20 protein-coding genes are annotated in these 18716 nt (G+C 61.3%); 9 read left to right on the top strand and 11 right to left on the bottom strand.

Features of this window, described 5'->3' with window-relative positions:
• Positions 1-9: 9 nt before the first annotated feature.
• The 6 genes from AC193Q_RS25375 to ffh form a co-directional block, all read right to left on the bottom strand.
• Complete coding sequence (locus AC193Q_RS25375) at positions 10-423, bottom strand: acyl-CoA thioesterase (protein WP_108181783.1); 414 nt, start codon at positions 421-423, stop codon at positions 10-12.
• 163 nt (positions 424-586) lie between these two features.
• On the bottom strand, positions 587-937 hold the full coding sequence (gene rplS, locus AC193Q_RS25370; RefSeq protein ID WP_003175895.1) for a 50S ribosomal protein L19: 351 nt from the start codon (positions 935-937) through the stop codon (positions 587-589).
• Positions 938-982: 45 nt separating this feature from the next.
• On the bottom strand, positions 983-1735 hold the full coding sequence (gene trmD, locus AC193Q_RS25365; RefSeq protein ID WP_003221981.1) for a tRNA (guanosine(37)-N1)-methyltransferase TrmD: 753 nt from the start codon (positions 1733-1735) through the stop codon (positions 983-985).
• Positions 1736-1738: 3 nt separating this feature from the next.
• A complete protein-coding gene (gene rimM / locus AC193Q_RS25360) occupies positions 1739-2275 on the bottom strand; it encodes a ribosome maturation factor RimM (RefSeq protein WP_047292745.1) in 537 nt (178 codons plus the stop codon).
• A 5-nt stretch (positions 2276-2280) separates the two neighbouring features.
• Complete coding sequence (gene rpsP / locus AC193Q_RS25355) at positions 2281-2532, bottom strand: 30S ribosomal protein S16 (RefSeq protein ID WP_003185073.1); 252 nt, start codon at positions 2530-2532, stop codon at positions 2281-2283.
• 261 nt (positions 2533-2793) lie between these two features.
• Complete coding sequence (gene ffh / locus AC193Q_RS25350) at positions 2794-4170, bottom strand: signal recognition particle protein (protein ID WP_121183844.1); 1377 nt, start codon at positions 4168-4170, stop codon at positions 2794-2796.
• 195 nt (positions 4171-4365) lie between these two features.
• Between ffh and AC193Q_RS25345 the strand changes: the two genes are divergently transcribed.
• The 3 genes from AC193Q_RS25345 to AC193Q_RS25335 all read left to right on the top strand — a co-directional run bounded on the left by AC193Q_RS25345 (position 4366) and on the right by AC193Q_RS25335 (position 8104).
• The gene (locus tag AC193Q_RS25345; RefSeq protein ID WP_483878951.1) at positions 4366-5178 is read left to right on the top strand and encodes a cytochrome C assembly family protein; all 813 of its coding nucleotides are present in this window, start codon (positions 4366-4368) and stop codon (positions 5176-5178) included.
• Positions 5179-5190: 12 nt separating this feature from the next.
• Positions 5191-6423, top strand: coding sequence for a CNNM domain-containing protein (locus tag AC193Q_RS25340; protein WP_121183841.1), 1233 nt, complete (start codon positions 5191-5193; stop codon positions 6421-6423).
• Positions 6424-6787: 364 nt separating this feature from the next.
• The gene (locus AC193Q_RS25335) at positions 6788-8104 is read left to right on the top strand and encodes an MFS transporter (RefSeq protein WP_121183839.1); all 1317 of its coding nucleotides are present in this window, start codon (positions 6788-6790) and stop codon (positions 8102-8104) included.
• 118 nt (positions 8105-8222) lie between these two features.
• On the opposite strand, the gene purT is transcribed toward AC193Q_RS25335, so the two are convergent.
• The 5 genes from purT to AC193Q_RS25310 all read right to left on the bottom strand — a co-directional run bounded on the left by purT (position 8223) and on the right by AC193Q_RS25310 (position 11575).
• Entirely contained in the window at positions 8223-9404 is a 1182-nt protein-coding gene (gene purT / locus AC193Q_RS25330) for a formate-dependent phosphoribosylglycinamide formyltransferase (RefSeq protein WP_047292735.1), read from the bottom strand.
• A gap of 99 nt (positions 9405-9503) precedes the next feature.
• Positions 9504-9971 carry a preQ0 transporter gene (locus AC193Q_RS25325; RefSeq protein WP_086792211.1) on the bottom strand — a complete coding sequence of 156 codons (468 nt, stop codon included), beginning with the start codon at positions 9969-9971 and terminating at the stop codon, positions 9504-9506.
• 226 nt (positions 9972-10197) lie between these two features.
• Positions 10198-10407, bottom strand: coding sequence for a DUF1289 domain-containing protein (locus AC193Q_RS25320; protein WP_064586112.1), 210 nt, complete (start codon positions 10405-10407; stop codon positions 10198-10200).
• Complete coding sequence (locus tag AC193Q_RS25315) at positions 10404-10928, bottom strand: gamma carbonic anhydrase family protein (RefSeq protein ID WP_047292730.1); 525 nt, start codon at positions 10926-10928, stop codon at positions 10404-10406. Before AC193Q_RS25315 ends, AC193Q_RS25320 begins: the two co-directional genes overlap by 4 nt.
• 47 nt (positions 10929-10975) lie before the next feature.
• Positions 10976-11575: a CoA pyrophosphatase gene (locus AC193Q_RS25310; RefSeq protein WP_483878950.1), complete on the bottom strand. Its 600-nt coding sequence runs from the start codon at positions 11573-11575 to the stop codon at positions 10976-10978.
• A gap of 146 nt (positions 11576-11721) precedes the next feature.
• On the opposite strand from AC193Q_RS25310, the gene AC193Q_RS25305 reads away from it, so the two are divergent.
• The 6 genes from AC193Q_RS25305 to ptsP all read left to right on the top strand — a co-directional run bounded on the left by AC193Q_RS25305 (position 11722) and on the right by ptsP (position 18684).
• Positions 11722-12273, top strand: coding sequence for an NUDIX hydrolase (locus tag AC193Q_RS25305; protein ID WP_047292729.1), 552 nt, complete (start codon positions 11722-11724; stop codon positions 12271-12273).
• 92 nt (positions 12274-12365) lie between these two features.
• Entirely contained in the window at positions 12366-12881 is a 516-nt protein-coding gene (locus tag AC193Q_RS25300; RefSeq protein WP_041063109.1) for a L,D-transpeptidase family protein, read from the top strand.
• 283 nt (positions 12882-13164) lie between these two features.
• Complete coding sequence (locus tag AC193Q_RS25295) at positions 13165-13896, top strand: GntR family transcriptional regulator (RefSeq protein WP_027610964.1); 732 nt, start codon at positions 13165-13167, stop codon at positions 13894-13896.
• A gap of 30 nt (positions 13897-13926) precedes the next feature.
• Complete coding sequence (gene nagA, locus AC193Q_RS25290) at positions 13927-15033, top strand: N-acetylglucosamine-6-phosphate deacetylase (RefSeq protein ID WP_121183835.1); 1107 nt, start codon at positions 13927-13929, stop codon at positions 15031-15033.
• The gene (locus AC193Q_RS25285) at positions 15026-16036 is read left to right on the top strand and encodes an SIS domain-containing protein (RefSeq protein WP_047292722.1); all 1011 of its coding nucleotides are present in this window, start codon (positions 15026-15028) and stop codon (positions 16034-16036) included. The genes nagA and AC193Q_RS25285 overlap by 8 nt, the downstream gene beginning before the upstream one ends.
• Positions 16037-16170: 134 nt before the next feature.
• Entirely contained in the window at positions 16171-18684 is a 2514-nt protein-coding gene (ptsP, locus tag AC193Q_RS25280) for a phosphoenolpyruvate--protein phosphotransferase (RefSeq protein ID WP_483878949.1), read from the top strand.
• Positions 18685-18716: the final 32 nt, after the last annotated feature.

The following is an 18716-nucleotide window of genomic DNA, read 5'->3' as shown; positions in this document are numbered from 1 at the left end:
GGTTCCGGATCAGGCAGGAAATCCGGGTAGCACCGGCACCGGCCGCTTGTCATCATCAATTGCCACAAAGCTGAACTGCCCGTGGATCGCTTTCTCGCGGCCGTCACAACTCATGCTCTCGACGAACACCTCAACCTCGACCTTGAGGCTGGTGTTGCCGACTTTGATCACCCGCCCTACCAGCTCGACGATCGAACCAGCCGGGATCGCATGATTGAAGTCAATCCGGTCGGTGGACACAGTCACCAATGGCAGACGGCAGAAGCGTGTGGCGGTGATGAACGACACTTCGTCCATCCACGCCAGCGCGGTGCCGCCGAACAGGGTGTTGTGATGGTTGGTGGTCGGCGGGAAGACGGCTTTGGTCACGCGGGTTACCGAGAGTTCGGTACGGCGCTGGATTTCCTGGTCGCGGGTGGTCATGGGTTATTGCTCGTAAATCGCGGGCTTCCGAATTGAAAGCAAGATCAAAAGATCGTCCGAACGCGGCCCGAGCCTTCGGCAGCTCCTACAGGGGAGGCGGGTTGAATTGCGGGCAACAAAAAAGCAGCCCGTAGGCTGCTTTTTTCTGCATCGGAAGCTGGACTTAAGCCAGTTTTTCCTTGATGCGAGCTGCTTTACCCGACAGGTCGCGCAGGTAGTACAGCTTGGCTTTACGTACGTCACCGCGACGTTTGACAGCCATGCTGTCGATCTGCGGGGAGTAGGTCTGGAAAGTACGTTCTACGCCAACACCGTTGGAGATTTTACGAACGGTGAACGCACTGTTCACGCCGCGGTTACGCTTGGCGATGACAACGCCTTCGAACGCTTGCAGACGGGAACGATCGCCTTCCTTCACTTTCACCTGAACGACAATAGTGTCGCCTGGGGCAAAGGTAGGGATTTCTTTGGTCATCTGCTCTGCTTCGAGTGCAAGGATGATTTTGTTGGTCATGCTGTGCTCCTAAGGTAAATCAACTGATCTACCATCGATACGTTGTTAACTATCGTCCCGCTCGCGGATGTATTCCTCGAGCAGCTTCTTCTCTTCTCCAGAAAGCGAGCGGCTTTCCAGAAGATCGGCGCGTCGTTCATAGGTCCGACCAAGGGACTGCTGTAAACGCCAACGCCGGATATGCGCGTGATTGCCACTTAGCAACACGTCGGGAACACGCTGATCCGCATACACCTCAGGTCGGGTGTAGTGCGGGCAATCCAGCAGACCATCCGTAAAGGAATCTTCCTCAGCGGAATCCGCATGCCCTAAAGCTCCGGGCAGCAGTCGTGTAACCGCATCGATCATGACCATGGCCGGCAGCTCGCCGCCAGACAGTACATAGTCACCAATCGACCACTCTTCATCGACATGAGCCTCAATAAAGCGCTCGTCAATGCCTTCATAGCGGCCGGCAATCAGGATCAATGCATCCGATTTTGCCAGTTCGCGTACCGCCGACTGAGTCAGTTGACGGCCTTGGGGGGACAGGTAAATCACCTTCGCCGCCTCCCCGGCTGCTGCCTTGGCCTGAACCAGAGCATCTTCCAGGGGCTTGATCTTCATCACCATGCCCGGACCACCGCCAAACGGGCGATCGTCCACAGTGTGATGCCGATCCGTCGTGTAATCCCGCGGATTCCAACAGGTCAGCTGCAACAGCCCCTGTTTGACCGCACGACTGGTAATGCCGTACTCACTGATGGCCGAGAACATCTCGGGGAACAACGTTATGACGTCTACGCGCAGGCTGGCCATTGCTTAGAAGTCCGCGTCCCATTCCACCCTCATCACGCCTGCATCCAGATCGATTGTCAGCACGCATTGCTCCGTGTAGGGCAACAACCGCTCACGATCATCCAGGCTGCCCGCGCAGGGCTTGACCACCAATACATCGTTCGCGCCGGTCTCCAACAGGTGATCAACCTTGCCGAACAATTGCTCGTCCTGGTTGATGACGCTCAGACCCTGCAACTGGTACCAGTAGTACTCGTCGCCTGTCAGGTTGGGCAAAAGGCTTCGCGAGATGCAAATCTCATAACCGCTCAGAAGACGGGCTTCATCGCGATCGTCGAGGCCTTTGAGCTTGGCAACCAGATCCTTTTGAGTGGATCGGCCGCTGACCAGCTCGACCTGTTTCACCACGCCTTCACGCCGAAGCGTCCAGTTGCGGTAGTCCAACAGGTTTTCAATCGGATCGGTAAAGGAAAAGACCTTCACCTCGCCGCGAACGCCGTGAACCGAAAAAATCTTGCCGACAACGATCAGGTCATCAGCTTTTTCTGGCGTCGCGCTCATACTGCTCAGGCTGCAGCCTTGGCAGATTCCTTCAGCAACTGAGCAACACGCTCAGAAGGCTGTGCACCAACGCTCAGCCAGTAGGCTACGCGCTCTTGGTTCACGGACAGACGGATTTCCTGACCACGGGCAACAGGGTTGAAGAAACCAACCTGTTCTTTGTGGGAGCCGTCACGCGGGTTACGCGAGTCGGTTACGGTCAGGTGGTAAAACGGGCGCTTTTTGGAGCCGCCAAGGGCAAGACGGATTGTTAGCATGTGAACATCGTTCCTGTAGTCGGTGCTGCAAATCTAAATGCACAGCGGGCATGGGTGCCCGAAAGGCCGCATATTCTAAGGAATATCCGGACTTTTGCAAATGACTTTTTCCGGCGCCTATGGCATGCCGTGCGGATTTGCATATAGAGCCGTCGATGAAAACGGCCGGTCAGCTCCCGCCGAGTGCGGGTTTGCTGTTGATCCTGCGTCCTTGCAGGGTCTGCGCCGGTGCGACGACCGGCGAAGTCTGAGTGTCCTGTATCACATTTTTGGCATGCCGCCGCCGGGCAACATACCGCCCATGCCGCGCATCATTTTCGCCATACCGCCTTTGGCGGTGAATTTCTTCATCATCTTCTGCATCTGCTTGTGCTGCTTGATCAAGCGACCGATGTCCTGCACCTGGGTGCCGGAACCCATGGCGATCCGGCGTTTGCGCGAGCCGCTGATCAGCTCAGGGTCGCGACGCTCGGCCGGGGTCATGGAGTTGATGATGGCTTCCATCTGCTTGAACTGTTTCTCTGCCGCGTTCTGGGCATTGCCCATTTGCGACAGGTTGACGCCGCCAATGCTCGGCAGCTTGTCCATGAGCCCGCCGAGGCCGCCCATGTTCTTCATTTGTTGCAGCTGATCGCGGAAGTCTTCGAGGTCGAAGCCCTTGCCCTTCTTCAGCTTCTTGGCCAGCTTGTCGGCCTTGTCCTTGTCGAGGGTCGCTTCAGCCTGTTCGATCAGGCTGAGCACGTCACCCATGCCGAGGATCCGCGAAGCGATACGCTCAGGATGGAACGGATCGAGCGCTTCGCTCTTCTCGCCCATACCGATGAACTTGATCGGCTTGCCGGTGATCGCGCGTACCGACAGTGCCGCACCGCCCCGGGCATCGCCGTCGACCTTGGTCAGGATCACACCGGTCAGCGGCAGCGCATCACCGAAGGCCTTGGCCGTGTTGGCGGCGTCCTGACCGGTCATGGCGTCGACCACGAACAGGGTTTCGACCGGGTTGATCGCGGCGTGCAGCGCCTTGATCTCGCCCATCATCTCTTCGTCGATGTGCAGACGACCGGCGGTGTCGACAATGACCACGTCGATGAATTTGAGTTTTGCTTCTTTAATAGCCGCGCTGGCGATGTCGACCGGCTTCTGGCTCAGATCGGACGGGAAGAACGTCACGCCAATGTCGTTGGCCAGGGTTTCCAGCTGCTTGATGGCCGCCGGGCGGTAGATGTCCGCCGACACGACCATCACCGACTTCTTCTTGCGCTCTTTAAGGAAGCGCGCGAGCTTGCCGGCGGTGGTGGTTTTACCGGCACCCTGCAGACCGGCCATCAGAATGACGGCGGGCGGCACAGCGCTCAGGTTCAAGTCTTCGTTGGCCGCGCCCATCAGGCTTTCGAGTTCGGCCTGGACGATCTTCACGAATGCCTGGCCCGGCGTCAGGCTGCGCGACACCTCGGTGCCGACAGCGCGCTCCTTGACCGAATTGACGAAGTCCTTGACCACCGGCAGGGCGACGTCGGCTTCGAGCAACGCCATGCGCACTTCGCGCAAGGTGTCTTTGATATTGTCTTCAGTCAGCTTCGCTTTGCCGGTGACATGGCGCAGCGTCTGCGAGAGACGGTCGGTTAAGTTTTCAAACATTGCGCGATCCTTTCAGGCCCTGTGTAGACCGGGATAATGGCGGCCCAGACCGGATTCAACATGTGCTCGGCGAGCCTGCGGCGTGGGCAGGTCGCGGATTATAGCGAAGACTGCGTCGGGCGGACACCTCGCACTTTCGTGGTGTGGCGGTTCTATGCCAAACTCAGCGCCTTTCGGGCCTGCTTAACAGGATTTATGCTCCCCTTGTCACCCAGTTTGCTGACTACCATCGCCGCCGCGCTTCTTTATGCCGCTGCGACCCTTTATCAGGGCACCCGCCTGGCCTCCGGCGCCAAGGCGAACAAGCGCCTGCTGGTTACGCTCGGCATCCTCGCCGTGCTCGCCCACAGCGCCAGCCTGCTCACTCACCTGCTGACCCCGATCGGCCTGGGCCTGGACTTCTTCAGTGCCGCCAGCCTGATCGCCGCGGCCGTCATCGCCCTGACGCTGCTGGCCTGCTCGCGGATCCCGGTGGAAAACCTCCTGGTGCTGCTGTTCCCGCTCGGCGCGGCGACGGTGCTGCTGGCGCAGTTCGCGCCGGCCGGTACGGTGCAGATCATCGACGAAGAGCCGGGCATCCTCGCCCACATCCTGCTGTCGATCCTCGCCTACGGCATGTTCACCATCGCAGTATTCCAGGCCTTGCTGCTGCTGGTGCAGGATCACCAGCTCAAGCACAAGCACCCGTCGGGCCTGATCAAGAACTTCCCGCCGCTGCAAACCATGGAAAGCCTGTTGTTCGGTTTTCTCTGGGCCGGCTGGACGCTGCTGTCGCTGTCGCTGATCTCCGGCTGGCTGTTCGTCGAGAACCTGTTCACCCAGCATCTGGTGCACAAGACCCTGCTGGCGTGTCTGGCCTGGGTGGTGTTCAGCGTGCTGCTGTGGGGGCGCAATCGCCTCGGCTGGCGCGGCCACAAGGCGATCCGCTGGACCCTCGCCGGTTTCTGCCTGCTGATGTTGGCGTATTTCGGCAGCAAACTGGTTCGTGAATACATCCTGCACATCTGACGGGCGGCATAAATGGACGGTTTGCCCATAGGGCCGATGCTCGCGGTATTTGTCCTGCTGATTTTATGGTCGGGACTCTTTACCGCCGTCGAAATCGCGCAGCAGCACTTGCTCGCGCAACGCACCGCCTCGCGCGCCAGCGATAAACCGCTGGCGAAGCTGAGCTTCCCGCTCGACAGTCTGATCCTGTGCAACACCCTGTGCCGCGCCCTTGCGGTGGTCATTGCCACGCTGCTAGCAATCTTCCTTTGCGAAGAAAACGGCCCGTGGGCAGCCTGCCTCGGCGCCGCTGCCGTGTTGCTGGTGTTTGCCGATTACTTCCCGCGCACGGTGGCCCAGCGCTATCCGGAGGCCGTACTGTCCTTCGGCAATACCCTGCTGGCCGTTCCGCTGAAGATTCTTTATCCGCTGGCCTGGCTGCTGAGCCGCATCAGCGGTTTGCTGCTGCGTCCCTTCGCGCGCAAAACCCAAGTGGTGCAGCAAAGCGAAGACGAAGAACCTGCCGACCCGAACGACGCCCCGGAACACCCGTCACGCGCCCACCCGGTTTCCGGGATCCACGCGCTGGACAACATCACGGTCAACGACATTCTGGTGCCGCGCAGCGATGTCGACGGTATCAACCTCGACAACTCGATCGAGGAGATCATCGAACAACTGCGCCACAACAAACGCACGCGCCTGCCGGTGTTCCACAGCGACATCAACCAGGTCGAAGCAGTGCTCAACACCCGACAAATCCGCCATCTGCTCAACGATGGCGAGCTGACCCGCGAAGCGCTGCTGGCCGCCAGCTACGAACCGTACTTCGTTCCGGAAAGCACGCCGCTGCAACTGCAACTGCTCAATTTCCACAAGCAGCAGCGCCGGCTGGGCATGGTGGTGGACGAGTACGGCGAAGTGCTGGGCATCGTTACCCTGGAAGACATTCTCGAAGAGATCGTCGGCGAATTCGAAAGCGAGCACAGTCTCGACAACCCGCACATCCATCCGCAGCCCGACGGGCGCATGGTGATCGACGGCACCGCGTCGATCCGCGAGTTGAACAAATGCCTGGGCTGGCATTTGCCGAGCGACGGGCCGAAAACCCTCAACGGTCTGGTGACCGAGGCGCTGGAGACCATTCCGGAAAGCGCGGTGTGCCTGAAGATCGGGCGTTATCGGCTGGAGATTCTCGAGACCGAGGACAACCGGGTGAGCAAGGTGTTGATCTGGCATACGAGCTCGGTGCCCGCCAAAATCTAAGCGCTTTTGTGGCGAGGGAGCTTGCTCCCGCTGGGTTGCGAAGCAGCCCTGGCTTTTGATTTACCCACAGATTCATGCGGCCGCTACGCGCCTGAGCGGGAGCAAGCTCCCTCGCCACAGAAAGCCCAACGGCTGCGATCCTTTGCTCTTGTTTGATTGTTAGCTCCCTTCCTATAATCGAGCCGCTTACCCAAGCGCTGCCGAGCCCCGTGCTTACCCCGCACGAAAGCGGTTTCGGTAATTTTCCGCACTACTCCGGCGACTGTTCCTACTCGAAACAGCGCCTGTGCCTCATCCCACATCCCTGGGTGTTCAACCATAATAATTCGCTCCAACGGAGCTCATGACTGTCAGGGATCACCGCATGACGACCAGTACCGCTTACAGCGCCACCGCGCCTGCCCAGCCGACCAACTCCACCACCCGCGTGGCAACGGCGAGCTTCATCGGCACCGCCATCGAGTTTTACGACTTCTACGTTTACGCCACTGCTGCCGCACTGGTGATCGGACCGGTGTTCTTTCCACAGACGTCCGGCACCGCGCAAATGCTCTCGGCGTTTCTCACTTTCGGCATCGCCTTCCTCGCCCGCCCCCTGGGTTCAGCATTGTTCGGCCACTTCGGTGACCGCATCGGGCGCAAATCGACGCTGGTCGCTTCACTCTTGCTGATGGGCGTGTGCACCACCCTGATCGGGGCGCTGCCGGGTTACGACAGCATTGGCGCCTGGGCCCCGATTCTGCTGTGCGTGCTGCGTTTCGGTCAGGGGTTGGGGCTAGGCGGAGAATGGGGTGGCGCGGCGTTGCTGGCCACCGAGAATGCGCCGAAGGGCAAGCGGGCGTGGTTCGGCATGTTCCCGCAGCTGGGGCCTTCAATCGGTTTCCTCGCGGCCAATGGGTTGTTCCTGACCCTGGCCATGACCCTCAATGACGAGCAGTTCCGCAGCTGGGGCTGGCGGATTCCGTTCCTGCTCAGCGCAGTGCTGGTGATGGTCGGTCTGTATGTACGCCTCAAGCTTCACGAAACGCCGGTGTTCGCCAACGCGATTGCCCGTCAGGAACGAGTGAAAGTGCCGCTGGTCGAGCTGTTCAGCCAGTACTGGGCGCCCACCCTGCTCGGCGCAGCGTCTATGGTGGTGTGCTATGCGCTGTTTTACATCTCGACGGTGTTTTCCCTGAGCTACGGTGTGTCCACCCTCGGCTACAGCCGTGAGACGTTCCTTGGGCTGCTGTGTTTTGCCGTGCTGTTCATGGCCGCGGCTACACCGTTGTCCGCCTGGGCCAGCGACCGTTACGGACGCAAACCGGTGCTGATCGTCGGCGGTGTGCTGGCGATCCTGTCCGGGTTCCTGATGGAGCCGTTGCTGACACAGGGCTCGACCTGGGGCGTGGCACTGTTCCTGTGCATTGAGCTGTTCCTGATGGGCGTGACGTTTGCCCCGATGGGCGCGCTGCTGCCGGAACTGTTTCCGACCCACGTGCGCTACACCGGCGCATCGGCGGCCTACAATCTGGGCGGCATCGTCGGCGCCTCGGCGGCACCGTTCTTTGCGCAGAAACTGGTGGCGATGGGCGGTTTGAGTTATGTCGGCGGGAATGTGTCGGCGGCAGCGGTGCTCAGCTTGATTGCTGTGCTGTGCCTGAAGGAAACGCGCAATAACGATCTGAATCAGGTTGCCTGACGGAAGATCAAAAGCTTCGCGAGCAGGCTCGCTCCCACAGTGTCCGCGCAGTACACAAAATTTGTGAACACCGCCGAACCTGTGGGAGCGAGCTTGCTCGCGAATGCCGCGCCTCGGTTTACAGCTCTACAACAACAGCCTGAGCCGCACGGGTCGCCTTGGCACGAGCCGCCTCAATCGACTCATCCCGCGCCAACGCCACGCCCATCCGGCGCTGACCGTTGACTTCAGGCTTGCCGAACAGCCGCAGTGCGGTATCCGGCTCGCTCAGCGCTGCGCCAAGGTTGGCGAACGCGGTCTGGGTCGACTGCCCTTCGACCAGAATCACCGCCGAAGCGGATGGGCCGAACTGACGGATCAGCGGCACCGGCAGACCGAGAATGGCGCGGGCGTGCAGGGCGAACTGCGACAGGTCCTGAGAAATCAGGGTCACCAGACCGGTGTCATGCGGGCGCGGCGAGACTTCGCTGAACCACACCTGATCACCCTTGATGAACAACTCGACGCCGAACAACCCGCGACCACCCAGCGCCTCGGTCACGGCTTTGGCCACCCGCTCGGACTCAGCCAGAGCAATCGGGCTCATGGCCTGCGGCTGCCAGGATTCCTGATAGTCGCCCTTTTCCTGACGGTGACCGACCGGTGCGCAGAACGTGGTGCCGCCGATGTGGCGCACGGTCAGCAGGGTGATTTCGTAGTCGAAATCAATGAAGCCTTCGATGATCACCCGACCTTTGCCGGCGCGACCGCCCTCTTGCGCGTAATCCCAGGCTTTCTGCACATCATCGGCGCTGCGCAGCAAGCTCTGGCCTTTGCCCGACGAACTCATGACCGGCTTGACCACGCATGGGAAGCCCAGGTCCAGAACGGCTTTGCTGTAATCCTCGAACGTGTCGGCAAAGTGGTACGGCGAGGTCGGCAGATCCAGCTCTTCAGCGGCCAGGCGACGGATGCCTTCGCGGTTCATGGTCAGTTGCGCGGCGCGGGCGGTCGGGATCACGGTGAAGCCTTCGGCTTCCAGTTCGACCAGGGTGGCGGTGGCAATGGCTTCGATTTCCGGCACGATGAAGTGCGGCTTCTCGGCTTCGATGACTGCACGCAGCGCGGCGCCATCGAGCATGTTGATCACGTGGCTGCGGTGCGCCACCTGCATGGCCGGCGCGTTGGCGTAACGGTCGACGGCAATCACTTCAACGCCCAGGCGTTGCAGCTCGATCACCACTTCCTTGCCCAACTCACCACAGCCACACAGCAATACGCGGGTCGCGGTCGGCGACAATGGAGTTCCGATACGGGTCATCTCAGGTCCTCAAAGAAGCGGATCATCGAGGAAAGCAACGCCAGACGCGCTTTCCATGGGGAGAAAGCGCGGCATTTTACATGAACCGCAGGGTTTGGCTCAGCTGGCGACAGCCTGTTTGCGCTCGCGCCAGGCCATGATCAGCCAGACGGCAGTAACACCCGCGAACTTCGAGGCCAATGCCGTGATGATCACCGGTGGCGTCATCAGGTCGATCATGCCGAAAAAGATGAAGGTATCGAGGGGAATGCTCAGCGCCGAACTGATCCACAGGCGATCCCGCAGCGGCCGTTTGGTGATGCTGAAGACCAGCCAGTCGATGCACTCGGAGATCGCAAACGCCGTGGCGCTGGCCAGGGCGATGGAAGGATCCGAGGTGACGTAGGACAACACCAGCGCCACCAGCATCGCCACGATGGCACCGTGGCCGAAACGGGTTTGCACCATGTCGCGCAACACAAACACCAATCCGCCCCAGGCCGACCAGATGATGTCCAGGTGTGGCGCGGTGGAGAAGGCGAAGTTGATCAGCACGACACTGCTGATGTAGGCGATGAGGAAAATCATGGCGGTGACCTGTCAGATTGGCGCACAGGTTACTTGAGGAGGAGAGTTCGGCCAAGTCGGCAAGTGAACTGTATACAACCGTCGAGCCAAGCGACTTATCTGTGGCGAGGGAGCTTGCTCCCGCTGGGGCGCGAAGCGGCCCCTCTCTTGATCTTGAAAAGCGAGGTCTGCTGCGCAGCCCAGCGGGAGCAAGCTCCCTCGCCACAAAAGCTGTTCAGCCGATCCATCAGCGCTTGGCCGGGATCATCCACACCAACCCACTCGCCTTCGCCCGTTCATGACACAAGCCGAGCACCACCCGCCGCTCGTCGTTGGTCATGCGGCCCCAGCGGGTGATCTCCGCGACCGTGCGCTGGCAACCGGTGCAGATATCGTCCTCATCCAGCGCACAGATATTCACGCACGGCGAGGCAACCGGTCTTTCGGGCGTGCTCATTCTTCCTGCTCTACCAGATCACGCGCATAGCGCTGGGAATTGTGCACATAGTGCGCGGCGCTGGCTTCAAGCATTTTCTTCTGTGGCTCGGTCAGTTCGCGCACGACCTTGCCCGGCGACCCCATCACCAGCGAGCCATCGGGGATTTCCTTGCCTTCGCCGATCAGCGAATTGGCGCCGATGATGCAGTTCTTGCCGATTTTCGCGCCGTTGAGGATCACCGCGTTGATGCCGATCAAGCTGTAGTCGCCAACGGTGCAGCCATGCAGCATGGCGTTGTGGCCGATGGTCACACCGGTGCCGATGGTCAGCGGAAAGCCCATGTCGGTGTGCATCACCGTGCCATCCTGGACGTTGCTGTTTTTGCCGATCAGGATCAGCTCGTTGTCGCCGCGCAGCACGGCGTTGAACCAGACGTTGGCGCCCTCTTCGAGTCTGACCTTGCCCACCAGCACGGCATTGGGTGCAACCCAGCTCTGCGGATGGGTGTCGACGCGGGCGTCGCCCAGGCGGTATTTCATCTTGTTTTCCTCAGGGCTCACGATGACGGGCCATTCGAGCGATGGCTTCAGGTGTTGATATAGCTTTTGGGCGGATGATGCAGGCTGATCTGTTCGTCATAGAGCAGATTGATCAGTTCGACAATCATGATAGCGGTCAAACCCCAGATCTTGAATTCGCCGTAGCGATAACTCGGCACATACCAGCTGCGGCCCTGGTAATCGATACGATGCGTGTGTTCCCGCGGGTCTTTACGGAAGAACTCCAGCGGCACGTTGAAGACGGCAGCGATCTCGGCATCGTTGGCCTGGTATTCGACGAAGTCGGGAATCACCCCGACATACGGCGTGACCTTGATGCCGTGCAGGGAGATCAGCGGGCTGAGCGGGCCGATCACCTCAACCAGCCCCGGTGGCAGGCCGATTTCTTCTTCGGCTTCGCGCAGCGCGGTAAAAATCAGGTCAGGGTCTTCCGGGTCGCGGCGACCGCCGGGAAAGGCCACTTCGCCGCCATGGGTCGAGAGGCCGCTGGCCCGCAGGGTCAGTACCAGCTTGGGCTCGTCACTGCGGGTGATCGGCACCAGAACAGCGGCCTCGGGGAAACGTTTATCGGTCTCCAGCGTGCGCGGTGTGTGGTTGCTTACCCTATGCAGTAGCTCGTCCAGCATGAGTGTTCTCGATCTGTGCCTTACCCTGCATCATGCACCAATCATTGCAGCCGCCCAAGCCCTTCGCCGGGCCATGTCGCGAAACGACAACTTGCCGACCGGCACCGCTGCACGCCAAGATAGGCGCAGCATTCAGGAACCCCAGCATGAAATTTTGCAGCCAGTGCGGCAACCCGGTGACCCAGCGCATTCCCGAAGGCGACTCGCGACTGCGATTTGTCTGTGACAGCTGTCAGACCATTCACTATCAAAACCCCAATATCGTCGCCGGTTGCGTCGCGACCTGGGGTCGCCAGGTGCTGCTCTGCCGCCGTGCCATCGAACCACGCCTGGGTTACTGGACGCTGCCCGCCGGCTTCATGGAAAACGGCGAGACCATCGAACAGGCCGCGATCCGCGAAACCGCCGAGGAAGCCTGCGCCCGAGTGCGCAATCTGAGCATCTATACCCTGATCGATGTGCCGCACATCAGCCAGGTGCATGTGTTCTTTCGCGCCGAACTGGCCGACCTGGACTTCGCGGCCGGCCCCGAAAGCCTCGAAGTGCAACTATTCGACGAAGCCGACATTCCCTGGGACGAGCTGGCTTTCCGCACCGTGGGGCGTACCTTAGAATGCTTCTTCGCTGACCGCCGCGCCGAAACCTACCCGGTTCGCTCCGAATCGATTCCGCCGCTGGCTCAGCCTGCCATTAGCTGACTCAAAAAATCCAAAGATCAAAAGATCAAAAGATCGCAGCCTTCGGCAGCTCCTACACTTAACGTTGCGTCATTCTTTGGGGAATTGTTTCAATGCGCTGGTTGTTTGCTCTGTTTTGCCTGTCATTCGTCTCAGTCTCCCAAGCGTCCTTCGTGACCACCGTGACGCCATCGAACACCCCGCTGATCGAAAAAATCCTGGTGCTCAAATCGGCGCATCAACTGCAGTTGATTGCCGACGGCAAACCGATCAAGACCTATCGGATTTCCTTGGGCAAGGGCGCGAAAAAGGGGCCGAAACTGATTGAAGGCGACAAGCGCACGCCGGAAGGTTTCTATTGGATCGACTGGCGCAAGGTCAGCGAGAAATTCAACCTGGCGATGCACATTTCCTACCCGAACATCAGCGATTCGGCCCGTGCCCGCCGCGAAGGCGTCGAGCCTGGCGGGATGATCATGATTCACGGCACGCCGGATTCGGAAGAAACCCCCGAAGACCTGTTCCACACCCTGGACTGGACCGACGGCTGCATCGCCATGCGCAACATGGACATGCGTGAAGTCTGGGGTCTGGTGCCGGACGGCACGATGATCGAGATTCGTCCTTAACCAGCGACCACTGGTCACCAGAAAAAAAATAAATCAAAAGATCGCAGCCTGCGGCAGCTCCTACAGGGTTGATACCACTTCCCACTGTAGGAGCTGCCGCAGGCTGCGATCTTTTGTTTTTTACAGCCCACCCCTAATACCACTTAAAACCACAAACCCCGAAACCCGCCATTTCATTGGGCTACACGCCAATTCACTGCGTTGACATGGTATTCAAGTGGTATTAATTTCCGCCCCACAAGCGAGCCACAACAATCCTATACTCGCGTCGGAAATGACCTACATGAACGACCTCCAGGCCCTACGCCCAGATGACTCCCAGCCGACGCCGCTGTACCTGCAGCTAGCGCGCAATCTGGAATCGGCGATCCATTCCGGGCAGTGGAAGGCCGAGCAGGCCATGCCCTCCGAGCGCAACCTCAGCGAGCAACTCGGGATCTCCCGGGTCACCGCGCGCAAGGCGCTGGAGGTGTTGCTCGATCAAGGTCTGATCCGCCGCTTGCAAGGTTCCGGCACCTTCATCACCCCACGCCTGGAACAACCGCTGTCACGCCTCTCGGGCTTCAGCGAAATGCTCCGCCTCAAGGGTTTCGTCCCCAGCTCGCAGTGGCTGGAGCGCGAAATCACCCTGCCGACTCACGAAGAACTGATCCGCCTGAGCCTGTCGCCGAACGACAAGGTGGCGCGCATGAAACGCCTGCGCAAGGCCGACGACACGGTGATGGCCATCGAGATGAGCACCCTGCCCGCCTCGATCATGCCCAAGCCGCACCTGGTCGGCGATTCGCTCTACGAGTACCTCGACGGCATCGGCAAACCGATCGTCCGCGCCCTGCAGCACATCCAGGCGATCAACGCCTCGGACGAGTTCGCCGCACTGGTCGGCATCGCCCCCGGCACCGCCATGCTGCTGATGACCCGGGTCGGCTACCTGGAAGACAACACGCCGATCGAAGTCACCGACACCTATTGCCGCAACGACTACTACGACTTTGTTGCAGAGCTTCGCCGCTGACCGGCAGCCAGGCCAAACGAGAGAAGCAAAATGTCCGAAGACAACATCCTCACCGCTCACGGCTGGGTTCGCGGCCGGCTGATCCACGAACACGGCAAAGTCGTGTCGGTCGAAGGCGTGCCCTGCGATCCGGCCGACAATGACCTGCCGTACCTGCTGCCGGGTTTCATCGACCTGCACGTCCACGGCGGTGGCGGCAAAGACATCATGGAAGGCGCCAGCGCCTTCGAAACCATCACCAAAACCCACGTGCGTTTCGGTACCACTTCGCTGCTGGCCACTACCATGACCGCGCCGAGTGCCGAGATTTCCAGCGTGCTGAAAGAGGTCGGCGAGTTCTGCGAACAGCGTCCGCACGGTGCCGCCCGCGTCCTCGGCGTACACCTCGAAGGCCCGTACATCAACCCCGGCAAACTCGGCGCGCAACCGAATTTCGCCCACACCGCGCTGATGGACGAAGTCGAGGAGTACCTGGCGCTGGCGCCGATCCGGGTGATCACCATCGCCCCAGAAATCGCCGGCCACGACGGGTTGATCCGCGAACTCAGCAGCCGCGGCATCCGCATGCAGATTGGCCACACCCTCGGCAGCTACGAGGAAGGCGTCGCCGCCCTCGATGCCGGCGCGACCAGCTTCACCCATTTGTACAACGCCATGAGCCCGCTGCATCACCGCGAGCCGGGCATCGTCGGCGCCGCGCTGGCCCACGCCAAATTCGCCGAACTGATTCCGGACTTGCTGCACGTGCATCCCGGTGCGATCCGCGTGGCCCTGCGTTCGATCCCGTGCCTGTACTGCGTCACCGATTCGACCGCCGCCGCCGGCATGCCCGACGGTGAATACAAGCTCGGCAGCCACACCGTGACCAAATGCCTGGGCGGCGTGCGCCTGCCCGACGGCACGCTGGCCGGCAGCACCCTGACCATGGATCAGGCCCTGCGCAACCTGGTGAAGATCGGTTTGCCGATCGCCGAAGCCTCGCAACGTCTTTCGCAATTCCCCGCCGACTACCTCGGCATCACCGAACGCGGGCGCCTGCAACCGGGCGCCTGGGCCGACTGCGTGCGGCTGGATCGCTCACTCACACTGACCGCCGTCATGGTCGAAGGAGAAGACATTGACTTCAAAAATGCTTGAAGAGGCGCTGTCCTCGTTCGAGGCCGTGCAAGCCCAACTGCAACAGCTCGACCCGCAGATGATCGAGATCGCCGGACGCCTGCGCCGTCAGCCGCCGCAAGTGGCAATGACCGTCGCGCGCGGCAGTTCCGACCACGCGGCGAGCTACTTCGCCTACCTGACCATGCAGCAACTGGGTGTGCCGGTGGCGTCGTTGCCGATGTCGGTGGTGACCATGCAGCAGGCACCGTTGAAGGTCAGCGGTCAGGTGGCGTTCGCGTTCTCGCAATCGGGGCAGAGCCCGGATCTGGTCAACAGCCTGCGTCTGCTGCGCAAGCGTGGCGCGCTGAGCGTATCGATGGTCAATGCCGCCGATTCGCCACTGGAAGCCGCATGTGAATTCAGCTTGCCGCTGCTCGCCGGCACCGAAAGCAGCGTCGCCGCGACCAAGAGTTTCATCGCCACCCTCAGCGCCAGCGCCCGCCTGATCGCGCACTGGAAAGAAGACCGCGAACTGCTGGAAGCGCACAACGCCCTGGCCGAAGGACTGCGCGACGCGGCGCAACAGGACTGGAGCAGCGCGATCGACGCCTTGCGCGACTGTGAACGGCTGATGGTCATCGGCCGTGGCGCCGGTTTTGCCATCGCCCAAGAGGCCGCGCTGAAGTTCAAGGAAACCTCGGCGATTCAGGCCGAAGCGTTCAGCAGCGCCGAAGTCCGTCACGGCCCGATGGCGCTGATCGACGCGCATTACCCGCTGCTGGTATTCGCCCCGCGCGGTGCCGAACAGGCCGGCCTGATCAGCCTCGCGGCAGAGATGCGTCAACGTGGCGCCCGTGTGCTGCTCGCGGCACCGGACGACATCCTCGAGCGCGACCTGACCCTGAGCCGCGCCGAACACCCGGCCCTCGACCCGATTCTGGCGATCCAGAGCTTCTACGTGATGGCCGCTGGCCTGGCCGTGGCCCGCGGCATGAACCCGGATCAGCCGCGCCACCTGAGCAAAGTGACCCGTACGCATTAACTGAAGCAAGCCTGCAGGAGCTGCCGAAGGCTGCGATCTTTTGATTTTGATCCAAAAAACAACATCAAAAGATCGCAGCCTTCGGCAGCTCCTACAGGGACATCGAACCGAGATTTAACCGATGAGACCGAGCCATGCACAACAACAATAAAGAGCTGACCCTCAGCGCCCCGCTCAGCGGCCCGGTGCTCACGCTCGCCAAAGTCCCGGACGCGGTGTTCGCCAGTGGCGCGATGGGCGACGGCATCGCCATCGACCCGTTGAATGACACCCTGTACTCGCCCTGCGCCGGGGAGATCATCCACGTCGCCCGCACCGGCCACGCGCTGACCGTGCGCGCCGACAACGGCGCGGAAATCCTCCTGCACCTGGGCCTCGACACTGTCGAACTGAACGGCGAAGGCTTCTCGATGCTGGTCATGCAAGGCACGCGGGTCGACAAGGGCCAACCGTTGTTGCGCTACGACCTGGACAAGGTCGGCCAGCAGTGCAAAAGCCTGGTCAGCCTGCTGATCCTGACCAACAGCCAGGACTTCCAGGTACGCCCGATCACGCTCAAAGCGGTGAAAGTCGGCGAGCCGCTGCTGCACATCATTGCCCGCACCAGTACGGCGGCGAATGCTGAAGTGCTGGGTGGGCCAGCGGTTCAGGGTCAGGTGTTGGTGGCCCATCGTGGCGGTCTGCATGCACGTCCTGCGGCACTGATTCGCCAGACCGCACAAGGTTTCAATAGCCAGTCGCAGCTGCACTTCGCCGGCCAATCGGCGCCGTGCAACAGCCTGATCGGCCTGATGGGACTGGCCATCGGTGAACGGGATGAAGTGCAAGTCAGCTGCCAGGGACCGGACGCCGAAGCTGCGCTGCAGGCTTTGCTCAATGCGCTGGCGACCGCCCTGCCCGACGATCATCACGCCGCTGCGCCGGCCAGCGCCACACCGCGCAAACGTCCCTCCGAGGCTGGTGTATTGCAGGGTGTGTGCGCCGCACCGGGTCTGGTCGGCGGGCCGCTGTTTCGCTTGAATGCGATCAGCCTGCCGGCAGATACAGGCAGTCATGATCCGCGGGTACAACAGCAGGTGCTGGAGTCGGCGCTGAATCAGGTGCGCGGCGAAATCAACGCCACGCTCGCCCAAGCAAAAAAGCACAAGAACATCGATGAAGAAGCGATCTTCGCCGCGCATCTGGCACTGCTCGAAGATCCGGCCCTGCTCGACGCCGCGCAGCATGCTATCGACCAAGGCACAGCGGCGACCCACGCGTGGAGCCAGTCGATCGATGTGCAGTGCGAAGTGCTGCAACACACCGGCAGCGCGCTGCTGGCCGAACGTGCCAACGACCTGCGCGACCTCAAGCAACGGGTGCTGCGCGCCGTGCTCGGCGAAGCCTGGCATTACGACGTGCCGGCCGGCGCCATCGTTGCTGCGCATGAACTGACGCCGTCGGATCTGCTGCAACTCAGCGCGCAGGGTGTCGCCGGGTTGTGCATGGCCGAGGGGGGCGCGACGTCGCATGTGGCGATTCTGGCGCGCGGCAAAGGCCTGCCATGCCTGGTGGCGTTGGGCGCCGCTCTGCTCGATCAGCCGCAAGGTCAGTCGGTGGTGCTGGATGCCGATGGTGGCCGCCTCGAACTGGCGCCGAGCACCGAACGCCTGACCGAAGTGCAGCAGGCGCAAATGGACCGTCAGCAACGCCGCGATGCGCAACAAGCCCAAGCTCACTTGCCGGCCGAAACCCGCAACGGTGTGCACATCGAAGTGGTCGCCAATGTTGCCTCCTGCCATGAAGCGGCAGACGCCTTTGCCAACGGTGCCGATGGCGTCGGCCTGCTGCGCACCGAGTTTCTGTTCGTCGACCGGCAGACCGCGCCGGACGTCGAAGAGCAGCGCGCCGCCTATCAAGCCGTGCTCGATGCCATGGGCGAGCACTCGGTGATCATCCGCACCATCGACGTCGGCGGCGACAAGCAACTCGACTACCTGCCGCTGCCCGCCGAAGCCAATCCGGTACTCGGCCTGCGCGGCATTCGTCTGGCTCAGGCCCGTCCGGAAATTCTCGATCAGCAACTGCGCGCACTGCTGCAGGTCAGCCCGCTGCGCCGTTGCCGGATCCTGTTGCCGATGGTCACCGAAGTCGATGAACTGCTGCACATCCGCCAACAGGTCGATGCGCTGTGCCTGGAGTTGGGCATCCATCAGCGCCCGGAAATCGGCGTGATGATCGAAGTCCCGGCCGCTGCCCTGCAAGCCGAACAACTGGCCGAACACGCGGACTTCCTGTCCATCGGCACCAACGACCTGTCGCAATACACCCTGGCCATGGACCGAGATCACGCAGGTTTGGCCGCTCGGGTCGATGCCTTGCATCCGGCGCTGCTGCGGCTGATCGCCATGACCTGCGCAGGTGCGGCGGTGCACAAACGCTGGGTCGGCGTCTGCGGCGCCCTCGCCTCCGATCCACTGGCGACGCCGGTACTGATCGGCCTCGGCGTAACCGAGTTGTCGGTGAGCCCGGTGCAAATCGGTGAAATCAAGGATCGCGTGCGCCAGTTGCACGAGGCCGAATGCCAACGCCTCAGCCTCGACCTGTTGAAACTCAACAGCGCCGCTGCGGTTCGTCACGCCTGCCACCAGCATTGGCCTCTGCACTAACAACAAGCTCTCTATAAAGAGCAGGGAGAACC

Source organism: Pseudomonas sp. F2 (assembly GCF_057174385.1).
Note: the sequence above shows the minus strand (reverse complement) of the source record. Positions and strands in the feature narration are given on the sequence as shown.

Excerpts from the sequence above, each read along its gene's own strand:
- AC193Q_RS25375 (WP_108181783.1), bottom strand. The coding sequence starts at position 423 with ATGACCACCCGCGACCAGGAAATCCAGCGCCGTACCGAACTCTCGGTA.
- rplS (WP_003175895.1), bottom strand. The coding sequence starts at position 937 with ATGACCAACAAAATCATCCTTGCACTCGAAGCAGAGCAGATGACCAAA.
- trmD (WP_003221981.1), bottom strand. The coding sequence starts at position 1,735 with ATGGCCAGCCTGCGCGTAGACGTCATAACGTTGTTCCCCGAGATGTTC.
- rimM (WP_047292745.1), bottom strand. The coding sequence starts at position 2,275 with ATGAGCGCGACGCCAGAAAAAGCTGATGACCTGATCGTTGTCGGCAAG.
- rpsP (WP_003185073.1), bottom strand. The coding sequence starts at position 2,532 with ATGCTAACAATCCGTCTTGCCCTTGGCGGCTCCAAAAAGCGCCCGTTT.
- ffh (WP_121183844.1), bottom strand. The coding sequence starts at position 4,170 with ATGTTTGAAAACTTAACCGACCGTCTCTCGCAGACGCTGCGCCATGTC.
- AC193Q_RS25345 (WP_483878951.1), top strand. The coding sequence starts at position 4,366 with ATGCTCCCCTTGTCACCCAGTTTGCTGACTACCATCGCCGCCGCGCTT.
- AC193Q_RS25340 (WP_121183841.1), top strand. The coding sequence starts at position 5,191 with ATGGACGGTTTGCCCATAGGGCCGATGCTCGCGGTATTTGTCCTGCTG.
- AC193Q_RS25335 (WP_121183839.1), top strand. The coding sequence starts at position 6,788 with ATGACGACCAGTACCGCTTACAGCGCCACCGCGCCTGCCCAGCCGACC.
- purT (WP_047292735.1), bottom strand. The coding sequence starts at position 9,404 with ATGACCCGTATCGGAACTCCATTGTCGCCGACCGCGACCCGCGTATTG.
- AC193Q_RS25325 (WP_086792211.1), bottom strand. The coding sequence starts at position 9,971 with ATGATTTTCCTCATCGCCTACATCAGCAGTGTCGTGCTGATCAACTTC.
- AC193Q_RS25320 (WP_064586112.1), bottom strand. The coding sequence starts at position 10,407 with ATGAGCACGCCCGAAAGACCGGTTGCCTCGCCGTGCGTGAATATCTGT.
- AC193Q_RS25315 (WP_047292730.1), bottom strand. The coding sequence starts at position 10,928 with ATGAAATACCGCCTGGGCGACGCCCGCGTCGACACCCATCCGCAGAGC.
- AC193Q_RS25310 (WP_483878950.1), bottom strand. The coding sequence starts at position 11,575 with ATGCTGGACGAGCTACTGCATAGGGTAAGCAACCACACACCGCGCACG.
- AC193Q_RS25305 (WP_047292729.1), top strand. The coding sequence starts at position 11,722 with ATGAAATTTTGCAGCCAGTGCGGCAACCCGGTGACCCAGCGCATTCCC.
- AC193Q_RS25300 (WP_041063109.1), top strand. The coding sequence starts at position 12,366 with ATGCGCTGGTTGTTTGCTCTGTTTTGCCTGTCATTCGTCTCAGTCTCC.
- AC193Q_RS25295 (WP_027610964.1), top strand. The coding sequence starts at position 13,165 with ATGAACGACCTCCAGGCCCTACGCCCAGATGACTCCCAGCCGACGCCG.
- nagA (WP_121183835.1), top strand. The coding sequence starts at position 13,927 with ATGTCCGAAGACAACATCCTCACCGCTCACGGCTGGGTTCGCGGCCGG.
- AC193Q_RS25285 (WP_047292722.1), top strand. The coding sequence starts at position 15,026 with ATGCTTGAAGAGGCGCTGTCCTCGTTCGAGGCCGTGCAAGCCCAACTG.
- ptsP (WP_483878949.1), top strand. The coding sequence starts at position 16,171 with ATGCACAACAACAATAAAGAGCTGACCCTCAGCGCCCCGCTCAGCGGC.